Below are 18,239 nucleotides of genomic sequence, written 5' to 3'. Positions count from 1 at the left end.
GGCAACGAAGAGTGGGCGCCCGTCCCGTCAGACGACTATTTCACCTCGGTCTCGTAGATGTAGAGCGTGGACTTATCGTCCTCGGGCATGAAGTAGCCGCGGATTCCGGCATCGCTCGCTTCCGTCCAGACCGGATTGTGGGTCATGTCCATGCCGGAGGCGGTCCAGAGCAGGATCGGCGTCTGGAAGACCGGGCGGCCATCCGTCAGGCTGACGAGGTCGAGCCCGCCAAGGCGAAACGGCATCGCCTCGGGGGTAATCCGCATCTCGGTCACGCCAGAGCACAGCATGCGGCTTTTGCCGGCATACTTGCAGTCCTGGTAATCGAGGTAATGCGAGGTGTTGAGGGTCCTGAGCTTCTCGGGGGACTCGCTCGCATTGGTCGGCTTTCCGCTGTCGTCGAGAGACCAGCGGTAGAAGCGGCGCGAGCCCCAGCTGACCCCGTGCAGGGTCTTGTCGTCGATGTTGTGCACCACGCCGCCCACATGGTCGGCGAAGCGGAACATCTCCTCGGCCTTCATGGTTTCCGGATCGACCCGATAGACGATGGAGCGGCTGTTCGGCCTGTACTCGGCCACGGGAACCCAGATGTATTTCCCGTCGTAGTCGATCCCGCCCGGATGATAGATTGCACCCTCGCCGAGAGTGATGTCGGCGATGAGATTGCCCTTCATATCGATCTTGAACAGGTGACCGACTCCAGCCCCCGTGTCACGGTCGTAACCGTCCACCGGCTGCGGGAAGCGTTTGGTCGGCTGCTGGATCTCGACCGATGACACGAACAGCGTGTCGCCGATCTTCACCATGCCCTGCGGGTGATGGGTCAGGAAGTTGATCGGAACGGCCTCGACGGGCTTCCACTGCGTGCCGCGAGACAGTTTCGTCACGCGCTCCGCCAGGACATCACGGTCGGGCTCCGACGCCATGAGAGACGTGTGCGCAGCCCCAAGGCAGAACATCGTCAGAATCGCAGTCAGGCAACGTCTCGAAAAGCAGTCCATCGCGTTCCTCCACGAGTGTCGATCCGCTTCTTGAACAATGAAGCACGGATAAATCCTCACGGGGTCAATTCCCGTTCGGGTCCGATGCTCTTAGCGAGCGGGTGATGTCACTTTAGTGTCGCGCGTGGCGTCTTCGCAAATCCGCCCCGTCTCTCGCATCATGCTTGTCCTTATTGCATTGACGACAGCATCCTGAATGTGGCTCCGACAAAACGTGAGCGCTCCGACGGCAGGTGATGAAACATTAAACTAACGATGTTACATATCGCATCAGGATTGGAGCGGCACTGATGCGTAATGCCTTGATTTTCTTCGCCTATATTCTTGCAGTGCCTGCTTGCTTCCTTGGACTTCTTCTCGTTGCGATGTGGCTATCGATCGATTCGCACGAATTCGGTCCCTGGAATCCCAAGTACCTCTTCCTCATCCACGGAACCACGGTCGGGAATCTGGGACTGGTGGACCCTATTGCCGGCAGCCTCGGCTATATGGGAGAAGGACGAGACGGCACGGCTCCCGCCTATGCCTATGTGACGTTCACGACCAAAGCCCGGCCGGAAGACGTTATCGCAACCTACGAAGCGCGCTGCCGGGCCATTGGGCTCGCCGTTCAACGACAGTCGTCCAATCAGCAGAAACTCGGATTGACGTGCGAACGGGACGGAGCCGAAGTCGGTGTAACCGCGTCTCGACTCGAAGATGTCACGGAGGTGAACATAAACGGTTGGGAGTTCAATTAAGGGATCCGGATTCACCCAATCGAAGGGCAGAGCCCAACAACCGACGCTTACCCCTCCAATTCCTCCCGCAGCATCTCGAGTTCCAGCCAGCGCTCCTCGGCCGTATGCAACTCCGTCTGGAGCTGGGTCAGCGCATCCATGGCCTTCTGGAAGCGGGCCGGATCTCGGGAATAGAGTTCGGGATCGGCCAGGATCTCCTGCACCTTGGCGATCTTGGCTTCCATCTCTTCCATGCGCTTCGGCAGGGTCTTCAAGTCGTGCTGCTCGTTGAAGCCGAGCTTGCGCTTCGAGGCGGGAGCGGGCTGGGATGCCGGCTTCTCTACGATCCTGGGCTTTGCCTCCTTCTCGACCACGCGGGCCTGAACGCCGCGGCCGCGCTGGGCCACCATATCCGTGTAGCCGCCCGCATACTCGATCCAGCGCCCCTCGCCCTCTGAGACCAGGACGGAACTGACAGTCCGGTCGAGGAAGTCGCGGTCGTGGCTGACGAGGATCACGGTGCCGGAATAATCCTGGATCATCTCTTCGAGGAGATCGAGGGTTTCAAGATCGAGATCGTTGGTGGGCTCGTCGAGCACCAGCAGGTTGGAGGGCTGGGCCAGGGCCCGGGCCAGCATGAGGCGGTTGCGCTCGCCGCCCGAGAGCACGCCGACGGGAGTGCGGGCCTGCTCCGGCGAGAACAGGAAGTCCTTCATGTAGCCGATGACATGCTTGGTCTGGCCGCCGATGGTGACGGATTCCCCGCGCCCGCCGGTCAAGGTCTCCGCCACAGTGGCGTCGGGGTCGAGGCTCGCGCGGCGTTGGTCGAGGGTGACCATCTGGAGGTTGGAGCCAAGCCGCACCCGCCCCTCGTCCGGCTCCAGGGTACCGGTGAGCAGGTTGATAAGGGTCGTCTTACCCGCGCCGTTCGGCCCGATGATACCGAGGCGGTCGCCCCGCAGGACGCGCAAGGACAGGTTCGACACGATGGGACGGTCACCATACGCCTTCGAGATGCCCTCCGCCTCGACCACGAGGGTGCCGGACTGCTCGGCCTCGGCGAGACTCATATTGACCGTCCCGACGGCGCGCTGGCGGTCCCTGTATTGCTGGCGCATGGTGTGGAGGTTGCCGAGCCGGCGCACGTTGCGCTTGCGCCGAGCAGTGACTCCGTAGCGCAGCCAGTCTGCCTCGGCTACGAGCTTGCGGCCCAGCTTGTGGTGCTCGGCTTCTTCCTGCTCCAGGACCTGATCCCGCCATTCCTCGAAATGCGCAAAGCCACGATCCATGCGACGGGTCCTGCCCCGGTCGAGCCAGACAGTGGCCTGGGACAGGCTCTCCAGGAAGCGCCGGTCGTGGCTGATCAGCACGAGGGCGGACCGGAGGCTCTTCAGCTCGCCTTCCAGCCACTCGATCACCGGCAGGTCGAGATGGTTCGTCGGCTCGTCCAGGAGGAGGATGTCGGGCTGGGGGGCCAGCACATGGGCCAGAGCCGCGCGGCGCGCCTCACCGCCGGAGAGATCGGCGGGCTTCTCCTCCCCGGTCAACCCCAGCTGTTCCACCAGATAGCGCGCACGGTAGAGGTCGTCGCCCGGCCCGAGGCCTGCCTCCACATAGGCGAGCGTCGTGGGATAGGCCGAGAGATCGGGCTCCTGGGCCAGGTAGCGCACGGTCGCCCCCGGCTGGACGAAGCGCTTGCCGCGGTCCGCCTCGATGAGACCTGCGGCGATTTTGAGCAGGGTCGACTTGCCCGAGCCGTTGCGGCCCACGAGGCAGGCCCGCTCGCCCGGGGAGACGGACAGCTCGGCGCTCTCGATCAGCGGCGTGCCGCCGAAGGTGAGAGCAATATCCTGAAGGAGAAGAAGAGGAGGAAGCGCCATTCCCGCTCACCTGACACCTCTTCGTCGCAGATGCAAGAGCGGCTCCGTCCTATACAGCATCGGCCCCGAGAGCGGGGGGCGCTTTTGAGATCGATCCGATGCTTACCTTAGGGCACACACATCATTCGCGCGCAAAACCGGGGCCACTTTCCCGCTCGATGCGCTAGAAGGGTGGACGGTCGGTGCAGTTTATGGTCCCCTTCGCATGTTAAGCTGAGCGTTTGCATGACACTGACGAAGCGTCTGCTACTTCTTGCTGTGATCTCGGTTCTTCCGGCGATCGTCATCTGGACTTACACGGAAGTCTCGCTGCGCCGCGCGCGGGAAGCCGAGGTGAACGACCTCGCCATCAGGCAGGCACAACTGGTGGACGCAGAAATCGAGCGGATCTTCGACGGCATCCACAGCCTGCTGCTCGCCGTGGACGAGTCCCCGTCCATCCGCTCCTTCGATACGGCAGCGTGCAGCTCCTACATGAAGGCCATTCAAGGAAAAGTGCCCTACGTGCTGTCCTTCGTGGCCATGGACATCAGTGGGCACATTCGCTGCCGCCCGACCGGGACGATCGACACGCGGCATTATTTTTCCGACCGGTCCTACTTCCATCGCGCCTTGGGAGACAAGGGTCTGGTCGTCGGCGACTATACTCCTGTCTTCGAGGAAGGCGACCTCACTCCCCACCCTGTCCTGCCCCTCGCCCTGCCGATCTGGAACGACCGGGGCGACGTGGTCGGCGTCCTGGCGGCGGCGCTCGATCTCACCTGGCTTGGCCAGAAGCTGAAGGAGCGCACAGTCCCGGGTGACGGCTCCCTGACGGTCGCCGACCGGAGAGGTATCGTCCTTGTGCAGAATCCGAACCCGGAGCGCTTGGTCGGAAAGCTCCTGCCTCCGGAATACCTGCGTCAGGCCAAGGCCAGGGATCCGGGAACCGCGGAGACCACCAGCCTCGACGGCGCCCATCGCATCATCGGCTACATCCCGATCGCAACGCCGCCCCACGACATCTATATCAATGTGGGTCTGTCGACGAAAACCGCTTTCGCATCCATCAACCAGGCGGCAAGGCGCGGCTTCATGCTGATCGGGGCCGCGCTCGTGCTGGCCCTCTCTCTGTCGGCTCTCCTCAGCCGCGCCTTCATCACCAAGCCTTTCGAGCTCGTGACGGACGGCATCCGCGCATGGCGGCAGGGCGACTATCGGGCGCGCATCGACTTGCCGGGCAAATCCGGGGAGTTCGGCATTCTGGCGCGGGCCTTCAACGACCTGATGGACGATGTGGCCGAACGGCAGAAAGCCCTTCAGGCCAGCGAGGAGCGCGCGCGCCTCGCTCTGGAAGCGGGGCATATGGGAACCTGGTGGTTCGACCCCAACAAGAATGTCGGCGGCTGGTCCACGCAGGCTTCGACGATGCTTGGGCTGTCTCACACGTCCGAGGTGATGGACAGCCGATACTGGCTGGAGATCATCCATCCCGAGGACCTGGATCGGGTCCTCCAGAAATGGCAGGACAGCGTCAGGAACCATGGAGATTACCAGGACGAATATCGGATCCGACTCCCCAACGGCAGCCTGCGCTGGATCAATTCGAAGGGCCGGGTTTTCTACGACATTCAGAAAAGACCTGCCTATTTCATCGGCATCTTCCAGGACATCACGGAACAGAAACACGCCGAGGAGCAGCAGCGCTTCTTCCTCGACGAGCTGAATCACCGGGTGAAGAACACCCTGACCACCGTGCAGTCCATCGCGTCCCAGACCCTGCGCACGACGGAGTCTCCCTCCCAGTTCAAGGACGCCTTCGAGGGCCGACTGCTCGCGTTGTCGAAGACGCACAACCTGCTGACCCGCAAATCATGGCGCGAGGCGGAGTTGCGGGACGTGGCGGAGCAGGAGCTGGCTCCCTATCGCAAGCCGGGTGACGAGCGGGTCACGCTGACAGGTCCCGATGTGAGGCTCCCGGCGCGCTATGCCATCAACCTGGGTTTGGTCCTGCACGAGCTGGTGACCAACGCGGCCAAATACGGGGCGCTCTCGACCAATACGGGACTTCTCGACGTGACCTGGTCGATCGCCGAGAACGACGACCGCCCGGATCAATTGCACATCTGCTGGTCCGAAAGCGGCGGCCCTCCCGTCGAGGCGCCGAAACGTCAGGGCTTCGGCTCGCGCCTGATCCGCCGCAGCATCGAGGGCGAGCTCGGCGGTTTCATGGTGCTCAATTTCGCGGAGGGCGGCGTCTCGTACGACATCACCGTGCCGCTGGCGCATACCTCTAGCGCAGCAGCATAGACAGGAGGCGGTTCATGCGGCCGCCATAGGGCGGTTTCGTCATGCCGGCCCCGTTGAGGCGGGATTGACGGAATACGGACCTCGCATGACTGAAGGTCCGGAACCCCGCCTCGCCGTGATAGGCGCCCATGCCGCTCGAACCCACGCCGCCGAAGGGCAGTTCCTCCTGCACGCAATGGAGGAGCGTATCGTTAACGGTCACGCCGCCGGAGATGGTCCGCTCCAGGATGCGGTCGATCGTCCTGCTGTCGTGGCTGAATGGATAGAGCGCCAATGGATGCGGCTGCTCTGTGACGAAGCGGCAGGCCTCGTCGAGGTCGTCATAGGTCACCACCGGCAGCACGGGGCCGAAGATCTCCTCGCTCATGACGAGGGCGTGGTCCGGAACGTCCGTCAAGACCACGGGCGACATCCTGCGCCGTGATCGGTCGAACGTCTCTCCGACCGGATTGATCTCGTGCACACGGGCACCGCAGGATCGGGCATCCGCGACCAGATTCCGAAGGCGCTTGTAATGCTGCTCGTTGATGATCGACGTGTAATCTGGATTGTCCGCAAGCGTCGGATAGAGCCGAGCCACCGCATCGCGGAAGGACGCCACGAATGCATCCTTCATACCACGCGGCACGAGCACGTAGTCGGGCGCGATACAGGTCTGCCCCGCGTTGAACAGCTTACCCACGGCGATCCGCTCGGCCGCTTTGTCGACGGGATAACCCGCCGTCACCAGAGCGGGAGACTTGCCTCCCAGCTCCAGCGTCACCGGCACGAGATTGTCGGCAGCCGCCTGCATGACCTGGCGCCCGACTGCGGTGGAGCCGGTAAAGAACAGATGGTCGAGCTTCAGGCGCGCGAAAGCCCTCGCTACATCCGGCCCGCCCTGCACCACGGCCACCTCCGCAGGGTCGAATACCTCGCCGATGACCTGTTCCAGCAGGGCGGAGGTGCGCGACGTGATCTCGGACGGCTTGATCATGACACGGTTGCCCGCCGCCAGTGCCCCCGCGAGCGGGGAAAGCGTGAGTTGAACCGGGTAGTTCCAAGGGCTGACGATGCCGACGACGCCGAGAGGCTGATAATGCACTCGGCCTTGGCCCGGCTGGAACATGAGCGCGATTGGCCGACGCCGCGGCTTCATCCAAGCGCGGAAATGTTTCCGCGCATGACGCAAGGCGGCTATCACCGGGTAAATGTCGGCAAGTTTCGTCTCATGGATGGAGCGATGGCCGAAATCGGCCGCGATGGCACTGGCAAAGTCATCGGCGTGCCGCAGGACGGCGTTCGCGAGTTCATCGAGACCCTCGGCCCGCCGCTCGGGCGTGACGGGGCCGTGCTCGGCCAGGGCGAAGCGCTGCGCGTCGAGGCTGGCCTGCAACCAGTCCTTCACTGGGTTCGGAACGACTTCATGCACGTGGCCGGGTCTCTCCTGATGAGTGTGATGATATGGCGGAGCCGGCACCATTCTCAACATGATGTCCGACACGACGGATTGACGAAGCGTCATAGATCGCAAGGATGAGCCCCAGGCGTTCCCGCAGGAGCATGATGTTGAGCCCTCCCTCCCCCGTGCTGTCGATCCAGAACCTGTCCATCGGACTTCCCGCCCTCGCCGACCGGCAGCACGCGATCAAGGACCTGTCGCTCTCCATCAACCCCGGCGAGACCCTGTGCGTGGTGGGCGAATCCGGGTCCGGCAAGTCCATGACCGCCATGGCGACCATCGGCCTCCTGCCCCCAGGCGTCGCGGTGCTGTCCGGTTCGATCACCCTGGGTGGGCGCGAACTCCTGACCCTCGACGAGGATGGCTGGTGCGACGTGCGCGGCCGGGAGGTCGGCACCGTGTTCCAGGAGCCGATGACGTCCCTCAACCCGGTGATGCGAGTAGCGGACCAGATCGCGGAAGCGTTCCGGGCTCATGGCCTTCTCAGCCCCGCGGAGCGTGACCGGCGTGTGCTCGACCTCCTCGCCGAGGTCAATCTGCCGAACCCCGAACTGATCGCGAAGGCCTATCCGCACGAACTTTCGGGCGGCCAGCGGCAGCGGGTAATGATCGCCATGGCGCTTGCGCTCGAGCCGAAGCTCCTGATCGCCGACGAGCCGACGACGGCTCTCGACGTCACGACCCAGGCGCAGGTCCTGAAGCTCATCGACAACCTGCGCCGCAAGAAGGGCACGGCGGTGCTCTTCATCACCCACGATTTCGGTGTCGTGGCAGAGATCGCCGACCGGGTTGCCGTACTCCAGCAGGGTGAACTCGTCGAGCAAGGCCCCGCCGAGGAGGTCCTGACCCGCCCTCAGCACCCTTATACGAAACGTCTCCTAGCGGCCGTGCCCTCGCTGACGCCGCCCGTGCCGAAGCAGCTCGCCGGACAGCCCGTCACCCTGAAGGTCGACGGGCTGACGAAGACTTACGGAGGACGCGGCTTCTTCCGCAAAAGCCGCGAAGTCCAGGCCGCCGACGCGGTGAGCTTCGACATCCGGCGCGGCGAAACCCTGGGGCTCGTGGGCGAATCCGGCTCGGGCAAGTCGACCGTGGGGCGCTGCGTGCTGCGCCTGATCGAGCCCGACGGCGGCGCGATCGAGATCGGGGATCTGGACTTTAGCGGTCTGTCCCAGCGTGAACTGCGCCCATATAGGCGCCGAATTCAGATGGTGTTCCAGGACCCCTTTGCGTCCCTCAACCCACGACGCACGGTCGGACGCATCATCGCCGAGGGCCCGGTCACGCAAGGAGAAAACCCGGCCAAGGCCCTGGAGGAGGCGCGCATTCTCCTGGAGAAGGTCGGCCTACCCGCCAAGGCTGTCGAGCGCTATCCGCATGAGTTCTCCGGCGGCCAGCGCCAGCGCATCGGCATCGCCCGGGCGCTCGCCATGAAGCCCAACGTGCTGGTGGCCGACGAGGCCGTCTCGGCCCTCGACGTGTCCGTTCAGGCGGAGATTCTCAAGCTGATCCGGGGCCTTCAGGACGAACTCGGCCTTGCCATTCTCTTCATCACCCACGATCTGCGGGTCGCCGCACAGATCTGCGACCGCGTGGCAGTTATGCAAAAAGGCCGGATTGTGGAAATGGCCGAAACCGCGCAACTCTTCGCGCATCCGCGGGCCGCGTATACGCGCCAGCTCCTGGCCGCCGTGCCGGGCATGAACAAGATGATTTAGGGAGACGATATCCGTGAACGATCAGGTCAGCGCGACCCTCGCGCCCAACATGGTGTTCCAGAACCTCATCGGCGGCCAGGAGCGTCCGGCATCGGACGGCATGACCCTCGACGTGCTCTCGCCGGTCGACGGTTCGCTCCTCGCCCGAATCGCGGCCGGAACGACCCAGGACATCGACGAGGCCGTGAAGGCCGCCCGCGCGGCCTTCGAGGGCGCCTGGGGCGAGCTGACGGCAACGGAGCGCGGACGCCTGCTCATGAAGCTCGCGACCGCCGTCGAGGCCCGTGCGGACGAACTCGCCATCCTGGAGAGCCGCGACAACGGCAAGCCCCTGCGCCAGTCGCGGGCCGACGCCATTGCCCTCGCCCGCTACTTCGAGTTCTACGGCAGCGCCGCCGACAAGCTGCATGGGGACGTCATCCCTTACCTCAACACCCATTTCATCGGCGTCGAGCGGGTGCCGCACGGGGTCACCGGCCATATCGTGCCGTGGAACTACCCGATGCAGATCTTCGGCCGCTCGGTCGGCGCGGCGCTAGCAGCCGGCAACGCGACCGTCGTGAAGCCGGCGGAAGACGCCTCGCTGACGATCCTGCGCGTCTCGGCTCTCGCCCGCGAAGTCGGCTTCCCGGACGGCGCACTCAACGTGGTGACGGGCCTCGGCCGTACGGCCGGCGCGGCGCTCGCCGCCCATTCCGGCATCGACTTCCTGTCCTTCACCGGCAGCCCCGAGACCGGCACGGCCGTCCAGACCGCGGCAGCCCGGAACCATGTGGGCGTCACCCTTGAACTCGGCGGCAAGTCGGCCCAGGTCGTCTTCGACGATGCGGACCTCGAGCGCGCGCTGCCGACCCTCGTCAACGCCATCATTCAAAACGGCGGCCAGACCTGCTCGGCCGGCAGCCGTCTGCTGATCCAGCGAGGCATCTTCCAGGACGTGGTCGATGCGGTCGCCGAGCGTTTCCGGACGCTCCGGGCCGGGCATCCCGAGCACGAGCCCGATCTGGGACCGATGATCAACCAGGCCCAGCAGCGCCGCGTCCTCGGCTACCTGGAGCGGGGCCGCAACGAAGGCCTCAACGTCGTCGGGGAAGGCGTGGTGGCGCTCGATGCGCCGGCCGGCGGCTACTACGTGGCTCCTGCCTTCCTGGCTCCTGTGCCGCACGAGAGCATCCTGTCCCAGGAAGAGGTCTTCGGCCCGGTTCTGGTGGCAACGCCCTTCGACGACGAGGCCGAAGCTACCCGGCTCGCCAATGGCACGCCCTACGGCCTTGCCGCAGGCGTGTGGACCCGCGACGCCATGCGTTCGACCCGCGTTGCCCGCTCCATCCGGGCGGGACAGGTTTTCGTGAACTGTTACGGCGCCGGCGGCGGAATCGAGCTGCCCTTCGGCGGCTTCGGCCGCTCGGGCCACGGCCGCGAGAAAGGCTTCGAGGGTCTGGTCGAGTTCACGACGACCAAGACGCTCGTCATCGCGCACGGATAGGCGGATACGGCTGATCCCTCCTAGGTCATCACCGGCCTTGTGCCGGTGATCTCGATGGATTGAAGCGACGCGCCTCGTCGCTCGGGATGGCCGGGACAAGCCCGGCCATGACGTCGTGAAACGGTTCGTCCGCTTCGTTACCCCCAGAAACGGGGAAAAGCACATATTGAAAGGGAAGAAACATGAATCGCCTTGAAGGCAAGGTGGCGCTGGTCACGGGCGCCGGATCCGGATTCGGTCTGGGCATCGCGGAAACCTTCGCCCGCGAGGGCGCAAAGGTCGCCATCGTCGACATCAACGAAGGAGCCGCCAAGGCTGCCGCGGAGAAGATCGGCTCGTCCGCCATCGGCCTCGCCGCCGACGTGTCCAAGGCCGTCGACGTGAACGCCGCCGTGGAGAAGACCGTCGCGGCCTTCGGCAAGCTCGACATCGTCGTCAACAACGCGGGCATCAGCCATCGGAACCGACCGATGCTGGAGGTGGAGGAAGACGAGTTCGACCGCGTCTTCGCGGTCAACGTGAAATCGATCTATCTCTTCGCCAAGGCCGCCGTTCCGCTGATGCAGAAGCAGGGCGGCGGCGCGATCATCAATGTCGGCTCGACGGCAGGCCTGCGCCCCCGCCCCGGCCTCACCTGGTACAACAGCACCAAGGGCGCCGTGCACACCATGACGAAGTCCATGGCCGTGGAACTGGCCCCCAACAAGATCCGCGTCTGCGCCCTTGCGCCCGTAGCCGGCGAGACGCCGCTCCTCGCCACCTTCATGGGCGAGGACACGCCCCAGAAGCGCGAGCTGTTCGTCAACTCGATCCCGCTCGGCCGCTTCTCCACGCCGCAGGACATCGCCAACGCGGCGCTCTACCTCGCTTCGGACGAAGCTAGCATGATCACCGGCGTGGTGCTGGAAGTCGACGGCGGACGCTGTATTTGAGGCGGGTCATAACCCTCTAGTGTTCACTGGCCTTGTACCGGTGGGACGACGTGGGGAAGCGCGGCGCTTCGCACAATCCGGATGGCCGGGACAGGCCCGGCCATGACGGTGTTGGGCGTCCCGGCATTCCGCCGCCGGGGAGGCCACGGCGATCTGGCTAGGCCTTCCACTCGAACGTCAGCGGCGCTTCCTTGAAGGCGAAGCGGTCCAGATGGGATGCGACGACGCTCTTCATCCGCTGAAGCGTCTCGTCATCCTCGGCCTCCACGCTCACCGTCAAGGCATCTGGAGAAGCGATCATCGTGGCGACGGCGGCCGGGAACCGGACGATTCCCTCCTTCTCCGTGAGCTGAACGTCCAGCTTGTGGCTCCAGTGCTTGCAGAGCTGCTGGAGGTATCGGGCACCGTTCTCGGTGGGCACCCGTGCGGTCTCGAGAGCCATGTCAAACCCTTTCATTCCGCCGCTCGCCATGAAACAGCCGGTTCGGCGGATCTCTTCGATCCGATGCTTAAGTCTCAGCCACGCCGAAGTTAAGTGAAGAATCGGTAATGAGCATCTTCCATCCGGCGCGGTCCTGCGTAAGCTGAGGCCACCGCGACCTGTCGCCTCTTCCACTCGATGGAGTTCAAGCCCTGATGACGAAGCGCCTCCTGACTGCCGCTTTCCTTCTCACCGTCAGCGTCATCCCGGCCTTTGCCGCCAAAACCTCCCTCGTGGTGGGCATGCCCATCGAGCCGCCCGGCCTCGATCCGACCATCGCGGCTCCCGTGGCCATCCGCGAAGTGACCTGGGTCAACCTCTATGAAGGCCTCGTGCGCATCGACCGGACCGGCAAGGTCCAGCCGCTGCTGGCGAAGAGCTGGGAGATTTCGCCCGACGGGCTGACCTATACCTTCCATCTGCAGGAAGGGGTGAAGTTCCACGACGGCTCCGCCTTCGATTCGGCCGATGTGAAATTTGCCTTCGATCGTGCCCGCGACCCGAAGTCGACCAATGCGCAGAAGCAGATCTTCGCGCCCATCGCGTCCATTGAAACGCCTGATCCCACAACCGTGGTGATCAAGCTCAAGGAGACCTCGAGCAACTTCCTCTATTATCTCGGCTGGGGCGATGCGGTGATCGTGGCGCCCGAATCTGCGGCGAACAATGCCGCCAATCCGGTCGGCACCGGGCCCTTCAAGTTCAAGTCCTGGACGCGGGGCGACCGGGTGGAGCTCGTGCGCAACCCGGATTACTGGCAGAAGGACAAGATCAAGCTCGACAGCGTCACCTTCCGGTTCATCAGCGACGCGCAGGCCCAGGTGGCCGCGCTCAAGGCCGGCGACGTGGACGCCTTCCCCAATCTCGGCGCGCCCGAACTCTTCGCCGAGTTCCAGAAGGATTCGCGCTTCAAGGCGGTCGCCGGCAATACGGAGGGCGAGGTCGTCGCCGGCATGAACAATGCCAAGAAGCCCTTCGATGACGTGCGTGTGCGCCGCGCGCTCATGCACGCGGTGGACCGCAAGGCGCTGGTCGAGGGGGCCTATTCGGGCTTCGGACAACCCATCGGCAGCTTCTTCTCGCCCAATCATCCCGCCTTCGTGGACATGACGAGCGTCGTTCCCTACGATCCCGAGAAGGCCAAGGCTCTGCTGCAGGAAGCGGGTTACGGCAACGGCCTGTCGATCTCGATCAAGAGCCCGCAGATGGCCTATGCCAGCCGGTCGGCGGAGCTGCTCTCCGCGATGCTGTCCGAAGTCGGCGTCGATCTGAAGATCATTCCGACGGAATTCCCTGCGAAATGGATCGAGGAAGTGTTCAAGGCCAAGGACTACGACATGACCATCGTGGCCCATGCGGAACCACTCGACATCGATATCTTCGCTCGCGACAACTATTATTTCAATTACAAGAACGACGCGTTTAAGACGCTGGTCGCCGATGCCGCCAGGACCACGGACGAGAAGGCGCGATTCGCGAAATATGCGGAAGCGCAGAAGATCCTCGCCCAGGACGTTCCGGCCCTCTTCCTCTTCCAGCTGCCGAAACTCGGCGTCTGGAACGCGAAGGTGCAGGGCCTGTGGGAGAACTCGCCGATCCCATCGAACGACGTGACGGAGGTCTCGTGGACGGAGTGAGTTCGGGCGTTTCCTTGCACCAACTCCTGTAAAACCCTTCGCACGTCATGGCCGGGCTTGTCTCGGCCATCTCGATGGGAAGAACGCTTTGCTCTTCCGAACGGGACCACCGGCACGATCTCGGTGGCGACGCAAAGGGTCATGTTTGATCGGACCACCCATCGCCCTCACATCCAGAGGATGGGAACGGATAGAACCTGAATGATGCCGCGTCTCATCATCTCGCGCCTCGTCTCGCTTGCGGTTACCCTGCTGGCCGTCTCGCTGGCGATCTTTCTCATCCTGGAGGTGCTTCCGGGCGATCCGGCGGCCATCATGCTCGGCACGGCCGCCCGTGAGGACACGCTCGCGGCTCTGAGGCAGGAGCTCGGGCTCGATCAACCGGCGCTCCTGCGCTACATGCACTGGATCGGCGGGATCCTGCACGGCGATCTCGGGCAGTCGATCACCTACAAGATGCCGGTTTCGACGCTCGTGGCCGAGCGCATGAACGTGACGCTGCCGCTGAGCCTTCTCGCGATCCTCATTTCGACGGCACTCGCATTGCCGCTCGGCGTCGCGGCAGCGGCGCGGCGCGACGGGATCGTGGATCGTGCGGTTCTCGTATTCAGCCAGCTCGGCGTGGCGGTGCCGAACTTCTGGATCGGTCTTCTGTTCATTCTCTTCTTCTCGACCTGGCTCGGCTGGTTTCCCGCCGGCGGTTTTCCCGGCTGGAGCGCCGGCCTCTGGCCGGCCTTCCAGTCCCTCCTTCTCCCCGCGGTGGCGCTCGCCCTGCCGCAGGCGGCCGTGCTCACACGCGTCACGCGCTCGGCGACGCTCGAGGTGATCGGCGCAGACTTCGTGCGCACCGCCCGCGCCAAGGGCGTGGACAAGGGCGGCACCCTGCGCCGTCACGTGGTACCGAACGCGCTCATTCCGGTCACGACGATCCTCGGCCTGCAGCTCTCGTTCTTCTTCGGCGGTGCGATCCTCGTCGAGAACGTGTTCAATCTGCCGGGCCTCGGACGGCTCGCCTATCAGGCGCTCAACCAGCGCGACCTCGTGGTGATCAAGGACATCGTGCTGATCTTTTCCGGACTTGTGATCGTCGTGAACTTCATCGTCGATATCGGCTATGCCATCCTCGACCCGCGCCTGAGGGGCCGGTCATGAGCAAGCGGTCCCGCATCCCGCTGAATTCCGCCCTCGTCATCGGCGGCATCCTGACGTCGCTCTTGATCGTCACCGCCCTCGTGTCGCTCGTCTGGACGCCTGAGGTGCCGACGCGCGTGCGCGTCGCCATGCGCCTGAAGGCCCCGGGAGAACTCGGCATCCTCGGCACCGATCATTTCGGGCGCGACGTGGCCTCGCTTCTCATGGTCGGGGCTTGGAACTCGCTCGCCATCGCGTGGCCGGCTGTTCTCTTGGGGGCGGCCATCGGCACGGCCATCGGCTGCGCGGCGGCCGCCTGGAAGGGTATCGCCGACGAGATCGCCATGCGCGTCTCGGACGTCGTCTTCGCGTTCCCCGCCGTGCTTTCCGCCATCATGATCGGCGCCCTAGTGGGTTCCGGTCCGCTCGCGGCGATCCTGGCGATCGCGGTGTTCAACGTCCCCGTCTTCGCCCGCGTCACGCGCGGCGTCGCGCTTCAGGTCTGGACTCTCGACTACATCGCGGCGGCCCGCGCCATCGGCAAGCATCCGCTGCGGATCACCTGGGAAGATGTGATGCCGAACATCGCGGGCGCGCTGATCGTTCAGGTGACGATCCAGCTCGCGCTCGCCATCCTGACCGAAGCGGGCCTGAGCTATCTGGGCTTGGGCGTGCGCCCGCCCAATCCGAGCTGGGGCCGCATGCTGAGCGATGCGCAGACCTATCTCTCGCAGGCCCCTCACCTCGCCATCGCGCCGGGCATCGCCATTGCGCTGTCGGTGCTCGGGCTGAACCTGCTGGGCGATGGATTGCGCGACGCGCTCGATCCGACCTTGAAGGGACGTGGGGCGTCTTAGGAGCCTGTTGGGAAGGCGCGGCGCTCTTCCGATCGAGATGGCCGGGACAAGCCCGGCCATGACGTGCGAAGGATTTATGCCGCCTTCTTCATCGCCTGTTGCACCTCGCTCAGGATCTCGTAAGAGCGCAGGCGCTTGGAATGGTCGTAGATCGCGGCCGCGACCATTACTTCGTCGGCCCCCGTCTGGGCGATGAAGCCCTCCAGACCCTCCTGCACCGTCTTGGCCGAGCCCACGAAGGAGCAGGACAGCATGTTCATGGCCTGCGCCTTCTCGTGCGGCGACCAGTAGCTCTCGATATCGTCGATGGGCGGCTGGAGCTTGCCCCGGGTCCCGCGGAACAGGTTCGTGAAGGATTGCTGCGCCGAGGTGAAGAGTTGGCGCGCTTCCTCATCCGTGTCGGCGGCGATCACGTTCACGCCCACCATGGCATAAGGCCGGTCGAGCTGTGCCGAGGGCTGGAAGCGCTCGCGATAGACCTGGAGCGCCTGCATCAGGGCGCCGGGCGCGAAATGGGACGCGAAGGCGTAAGGCAGACCCAGCATGGCGGCAAGCTGCGCGCCGAACAGGCTGGAGCCGAGGATCCAGATCGGCACGCTGGAGCCCGCTCCCGGCACGGCCCGGATCACTTGGTCGGCCTGAACCGGTCCGAGAAGCGCCTGCAATTCGAGCACGTCCTGCGGGAAGGTGTCGGCTGATGTGGGGTCTCGGCGAAGCGCGCGCAGCGTGCGCTGATCCGTCCCCGGAGCCCGGCCGACGCCGAGATCGATGCGACCCGGATACAGCGCATCGAGGGTGCCGAACTGCTCTGCGATCACCAGGGGCGAGTGGTTCGGGAGCATGATGCCGCCCGCGCCGATCCGCATGGTCTTCGTGCCGCCGGCCACATGGGCGATCACGACGCTCGTCGCGGCACTCGCGATACCGACCATATTGTGATGCTCGGCGAGCCAATAGCGATTGTAGCCCCAGGCTTCAGCGTGCTGCGCCAGGTCGAGCGTGTTGCGCAAGGCATCGGAGGGCGTGAAGCCCTCTGGAACGGGCGCGAGATCGAGGACTGAAAAGGGAGGCATGAATCATCTTTCCGGTACGGTTCAAAGCCGAACAAGGGTTGCCATGAGATCATCATTCCATGGGCCGGATGCAACCCTGCAGCCTCCCGTTTGAGGCACACCAGCCCTGCAAAGAAAAACCCGGCGCTCGAGACGCCGGGTTCCTCACGAGCGTGATCGCTTCAGGCTTAGCCGCGGGTGCGGGCGCGGATCATGTAGGTGTCGAAGGCGTATTCGGCGACTTGGAACCAGAGATATTCCTCGTTGCGGAAGGCGCGAAGCGAGTCGATCATCTTCTTGAAATCCGCGTTCTGGGCGGAGATTTCCGCATAGACCTCGTTCGTCGCCTTGTAGGCGGCATCGAGGATCTCCTGCGAGAAGGGACGCAGCTGGGCGCCGGCGCCGACCAGGCTGCGCAGGGCGGCCGGGTTCTTGGCATCGTACTTGGCCAGCATATCCATGTTCGCGGCCATGCAGCCTGCCTGAAGGATCGCCTGATAGTTCTTCGGCAGGGATTCCCACTTGCCCTTGTTGAACAGGAAATGGAGCGTGAGGCCGCCTTCCCAGAAGCCCGGATAGTAATAGTAAGGCGCAACCTTCTGGAAGCCGAGCTTCTCGTCGTCATAGGGGCCGATCCACTCGGCGGCATCGATGGTGCCGCGCTCCAGGGACGGGTAGATGTCGCCGCCCGCCACCTGCTGCGGAATGACGCCGAGCTTCGCCATCACCTGACCGGCGATGCCGGCGATGCGCATCTTGAGGCCCTGGAGATCCTGAACGGTCTTGATCTCCTTGCGGAACCAGCCACCCATCTGGGTGCCCGTGTTGCCGCCCGGCAGAGCATAGAGGTTGTGCTTCGCCATGAACTCGTTGACGAGGCCGATGCCGCCACCGTGATACTGCCAGGCATTGAGCTGGCGGGCGTTCAGCGTGAACGGCACCGCAGCGGCGGCCGCGAAGGTCGGATCCTTGCCGACATAATAGTAGGCGGCCGTGTGGGCCATTTCGACCGTCCCGGCCGAGACGGCATCGGCCGCCTGGAAAGTGCCGACGATCTCACCCGCGGAGAAGGGCTGGATCTGGAATTTTCCTTCTGTGGCCTCGGACACGTACTTCGCCAGGAAGTCGGCTCCGCCATAGATGGTGTCGAGCGATTTCGGAAAGCCGGACGTCAGACGCCAGCGGATCTCCGGGTTGGATTGAGCGATGGCAGGCTTGGCAACCGCGCCGGCAGCGAGGCCTGCACCGGCGGTTGCGAGAAAATGGCGGCGTTTCATCGGAGCTCACTCCTGTTCGAGGGCTGTCGCACTTTGAGAAAGAGTCGGTAACAAGGGATGGTCGATCCCGAGTAAAGGTAGACTAAAGATGAAGCTCACATAGCTCCTGCTCGGTCAGCTGGGGCCTCCGGCGGCCCTCCTCCATGGCCATTTCAAACATAACTCGTTGATTTCCTGGGGATGTTGCGCCGCCCAAGCGGCAAGGCGCAACTCCGAACAAGATTTCAAAAACTCGGTAGGCATGAATTCAATGCAGGGACCACCTGCCAAGCTTGCATGGATGGCATGGCACGAGCGCCAAAACCTATGGATTGCCTCGGCTTCAGCCTTCCGACGCC

The 18,239-nt window shown here is 64.2% G+C and carries 14 protein-coding genes; 8 read left to right on the top strand and 6 right to left on the bottom strand.

Annotation, left to right across the window (positions count from 1 at the left end):
* Nucleotides 1-35: 35 nt before the first annotated feature.
* Nucleotides 36-1,001, bottom strand: coding sequence for a DUF6454 family protein (locus tag U0023_RS17940; protein ID WP_009492261.1), 966 nt, complete (start codon nt 999-1,001; stop codon nt 36-38).
* A 290-nt stretch (nt 1,002-1,291) separates the two neighbouring features.
* Between U0023_RS17940 and U0023_RS17935 the strand changes: the two genes are divergently transcribed.
* Nucleotides 1,292-1,741, top strand: coding sequence for a hypothetical protein (locus U0023_RS17935; RefSeq protein ID WP_009492260.1), 450 nt, complete (start codon nt 1,292-1,294; stop codon nt 1,739-1,741).
* Nucleotides 1,742-1,788: 47 nt separating this feature from the next.
* Here the strand turns inward: U0023_RS17935 and U0023_RS17930 are convergent, their stop codons facing one another.
* Nucleotides 1,789-3,600, bottom strand: a complete 1,812-nt coding sequence (locus U0023_RS17930) for an ABC-F family ATP-binding cassette domain-containing protein (protein ID WP_009492259.1) — start codon at nt 3,598-3,600, stop codon at nt 1,789-1,791.
* A 225-nt stretch (nt 3,601-3,825) separates the two neighbouring features.
* Between U0023_RS17930 and U0023_RS17925 the strand changes: the two genes are divergently transcribed.
* Nucleotides 3,826-5,889 (top strand): sensor histidine kinase, encoded by a 2,064-nt coding sequence (locus U0023_RS17925; RefSeq protein ID WP_009492258.1) that lies wholly within the window; start codon nt 3,826-3,828, stop codon nt 5,887-5,889.
* On the opposite strand, the gene U0023_RS17920 is transcribed toward U0023_RS17925, so the two are convergent.
* Complete coding sequence (locus tag U0023_RS17920; protein ID WP_052600707.1) at nt 5,873-7,351, bottom strand: coniferyl aldehyde dehydrogenase; 1,479 nt, start codon at nt 7,349-7,351, stop codon at nt 5,873-5,875. The genes U0023_RS17925 and U0023_RS17920 overlap by 17 nt on opposite strands.
* An 83-nt stretch (nt 7,352-7,434) precedes the next feature.
* Between U0023_RS17920 and U0023_RS17915 the strand changes: the two genes are divergently transcribed.
* From U0023_RS17915 to U0023_RS17905, 3 genes are all read left to right on the top strand, one after another.
* Nucleotides 7,435-9,048 (top strand): ABC transporter ATP-binding protein, encoded by a 1,614-nt coding sequence (locus tag U0023_RS17915; protein ID WP_009492256.1) that lies wholly within the window; start codon nt 7,435-7,437, stop codon nt 9,046-9,048.
* A gap of 13 nt (nt 9,049-9,061) precedes the next feature.
* Nucleotides 9,062-10,534 (top strand): aldehyde dehydrogenase family protein, encoded by a 1,473-nt coding sequence (locus tag U0023_RS17910; protein ID WP_009492255.1) that lies wholly within the window; start codon nt 9,062-9,064, stop codon nt 10,532-10,534.
* Nucleotides 10,535-10,716: 182 nt separating this feature from the next.
* Nucleotides 10,717-11,466 (top strand): SDR family oxidoreductase, encoded by a 750-nt coding sequence (locus tag U0023_RS17905; RefSeq protein WP_009492254.1) that lies wholly within the window; start codon nt 10,717-10,719, stop codon nt 11,464-11,466.
* Between the two features lie 157 nt (nt 11,467-11,623).
* Here the strand turns inward: U0023_RS17905 and U0023_RS17900 are convergent, their stop codons facing one another.
* Nucleotides 11,624-11,923 (bottom strand): DUF2218 domain-containing protein, encoded by a 300-nt coding sequence (locus tag U0023_RS17900; protein ID WP_009492253.1) that lies wholly within the window; start codon nt 11,921-11,923, stop codon nt 11,624-11,626.
* Nucleotides 11,924-12,102: 179 nt separating this feature from the next.
* Between U0023_RS17900 and U0023_RS17895 the strand changes: the two genes are divergently transcribed.
* The 3 genes from U0023_RS17895 to U0023_RS17885 all read left to right on the top strand — a co-directional run bounded on the left by U0023_RS17895 (nt 12,103) and on the right by U0023_RS17885 (nt 15,572).
* The gene (locus U0023_RS17895; protein WP_009492252.1) at nt 12,103-13,584 is read left to right on the top strand and encodes an ABC transporter substrate-binding protein; all 1,482 of its coding nucleotides are present in this window, start codon (nt 12,103-12,105) and stop codon (nt 13,582-13,584) included.
* A gap of 204 nt (nt 13,585-13,788) precedes the next feature.
* Nucleotides 13,789-14,736 (top strand): ABC transporter permease, encoded by a 948-nt coding sequence (locus U0023_RS17890; protein WP_040639378.1) that lies wholly within the window; start codon nt 13,789-13,791, stop codon nt 14,734-14,736.
* Entirely contained in the window at nt 14,733-15,572 is an 840-nt protein-coding gene (locus U0023_RS17885; protein ID WP_009492250.1) for an ABC transporter permease, read from the top strand. Before U0023_RS17890 ends, U0023_RS17885 begins: the two co-directional genes overlap by 4 nt.
* Nucleotides 15,573-15,646: 74 nt before the next feature.
* Here the strand turns inward: U0023_RS17885 and U0023_RS17880 are convergent, their stop codons facing one another.
* Complete coding sequence (locus U0023_RS17880; protein ID WP_009492249.1) at nt 15,647-16,645, bottom strand: LLM class flavin-dependent oxidoreductase; 999 nt, start codon at nt 16,643-16,645, stop codon at nt 15,647-15,649.
* Nucleotides 16,646-16,812: 167 nt separating this feature from the next.
* On the bottom strand, nt 16,813-17,901 hold the full coding sequence (locus tag U0023_RS17875) for a TRAP transporter substrate-binding protein (protein WP_009492248.1): 1,089 nt from the start codon (nt 17,899-17,901) through the stop codon (nt 16,813-16,815).
* Between the last annotated feature and the right edge of the window lie 338 nt (nt 17,902-18,239).

Origin of the sequence: Microvirga lotononidis (genome assembly GCF_034627025.1) — a bacterium.
Classification (GTDB): domain Bacteria; phylum Pseudomonadota; class Alphaproteobacteria; order Rhizobiales; family Beijerinckiaceae; genus Microvirga; species Microvirga lotononidis.
This window is presented reverse-complemented; position numbering and strand designations above follow the sequence as displayed.

What these genes read in the sequence shown, in the direction of transcription:
- U0023_RS17940 (WP_009492261.1), bottom strand. Translation starts at nt 1,001, where the DNA reads ATGGACTGCTTTTCGAGACGTTGCCTGACTGCGATTCTGACGATGTTC.
- U0023_RS17935 (WP_009492260.1), top strand. Translation starts at nt 1,292, where the DNA reads ATGCGTAATGCCTTGATTTTCTTCGCCTATATTCTTGCAGTGCCTGCT.
- U0023_RS17930 (WP_009492259.1), bottom strand. Translation starts at nt 3,600, where the DNA reads ATGGCGCTTCCTCCTCTTCTTCTCCTTCAGGATATTGCTCTCACCTTC.
- U0023_RS17925 (WP_009492258.1), top strand. Translation starts at nt 3,826, where the DNA reads ATGACACTGACGAAGCGTCTGCTACTTCTTGCTGTGATCTCGGTTCTT.
- U0023_RS17920 (WP_052600707.1), bottom strand. Translation starts at nt 7,351, where the DNA reads ATGGTGCCGGCTCCGCCATATCATCACACTCATCAGGAGAGACCCGGC.
- U0023_RS17915 (WP_009492256.1), top strand. Translation starts at nt 7,435, where the DNA reads ATGTTGAGCCCTCCCTCCCCCGTGCTGTCGATCCAGAACCTGTCCATC.
- U0023_RS17905 (WP_009492254.1), top strand. Translation starts at nt 10,717, where the DNA reads ATGAATCGCCTTGAAGGCAAGGTGGCGCTGGTCACGGGCGCCGGATCC.
- U0023_RS17900 (WP_009492253.1), bottom strand. Translation starts at nt 11,923, where the DNA reads ATGAAAGGGTTTGACATGGCTCTCGAGACCGCACGGGTGCCCACCGAG.
- U0023_RS17895 (WP_009492252.1), top strand. Translation starts at nt 12,103, where the DNA reads ATGACGAAGCGCCTCCTGACTGCCGCTTTCCTTCTCACCGTCAGCGTC.
- U0023_RS17890 (WP_040639378.1), top strand. Translation starts at nt 13,789, where the DNA reads ATGCCGCGTCTCATCATCTCGCGCCTCGTCTCGCTTGCGGTTACCCTG.
- U0023_RS17885 (WP_009492250.1), top strand. Translation starts at nt 14,733, where the DNA reads ATGAGCAAGCGGTCCCGCATCCCGCTGAATTCCGCCCTCGTCATCGGC.
- U0023_RS17880 (WP_009492249.1), bottom strand. Translation starts at nt 16,645, where the DNA reads ATGCCTCCCTTTTCAGTCCTCGATCTCGCGCCCGTTCCAGAGGGCTTC.
- U0023_RS17875 (WP_009492248.1), bottom strand. Translation starts at nt 17,901, where the DNA reads ATGAAACGCCGCCATTTTCTCGCAACCGCCGGTGCAGGCCTCGCTGCC.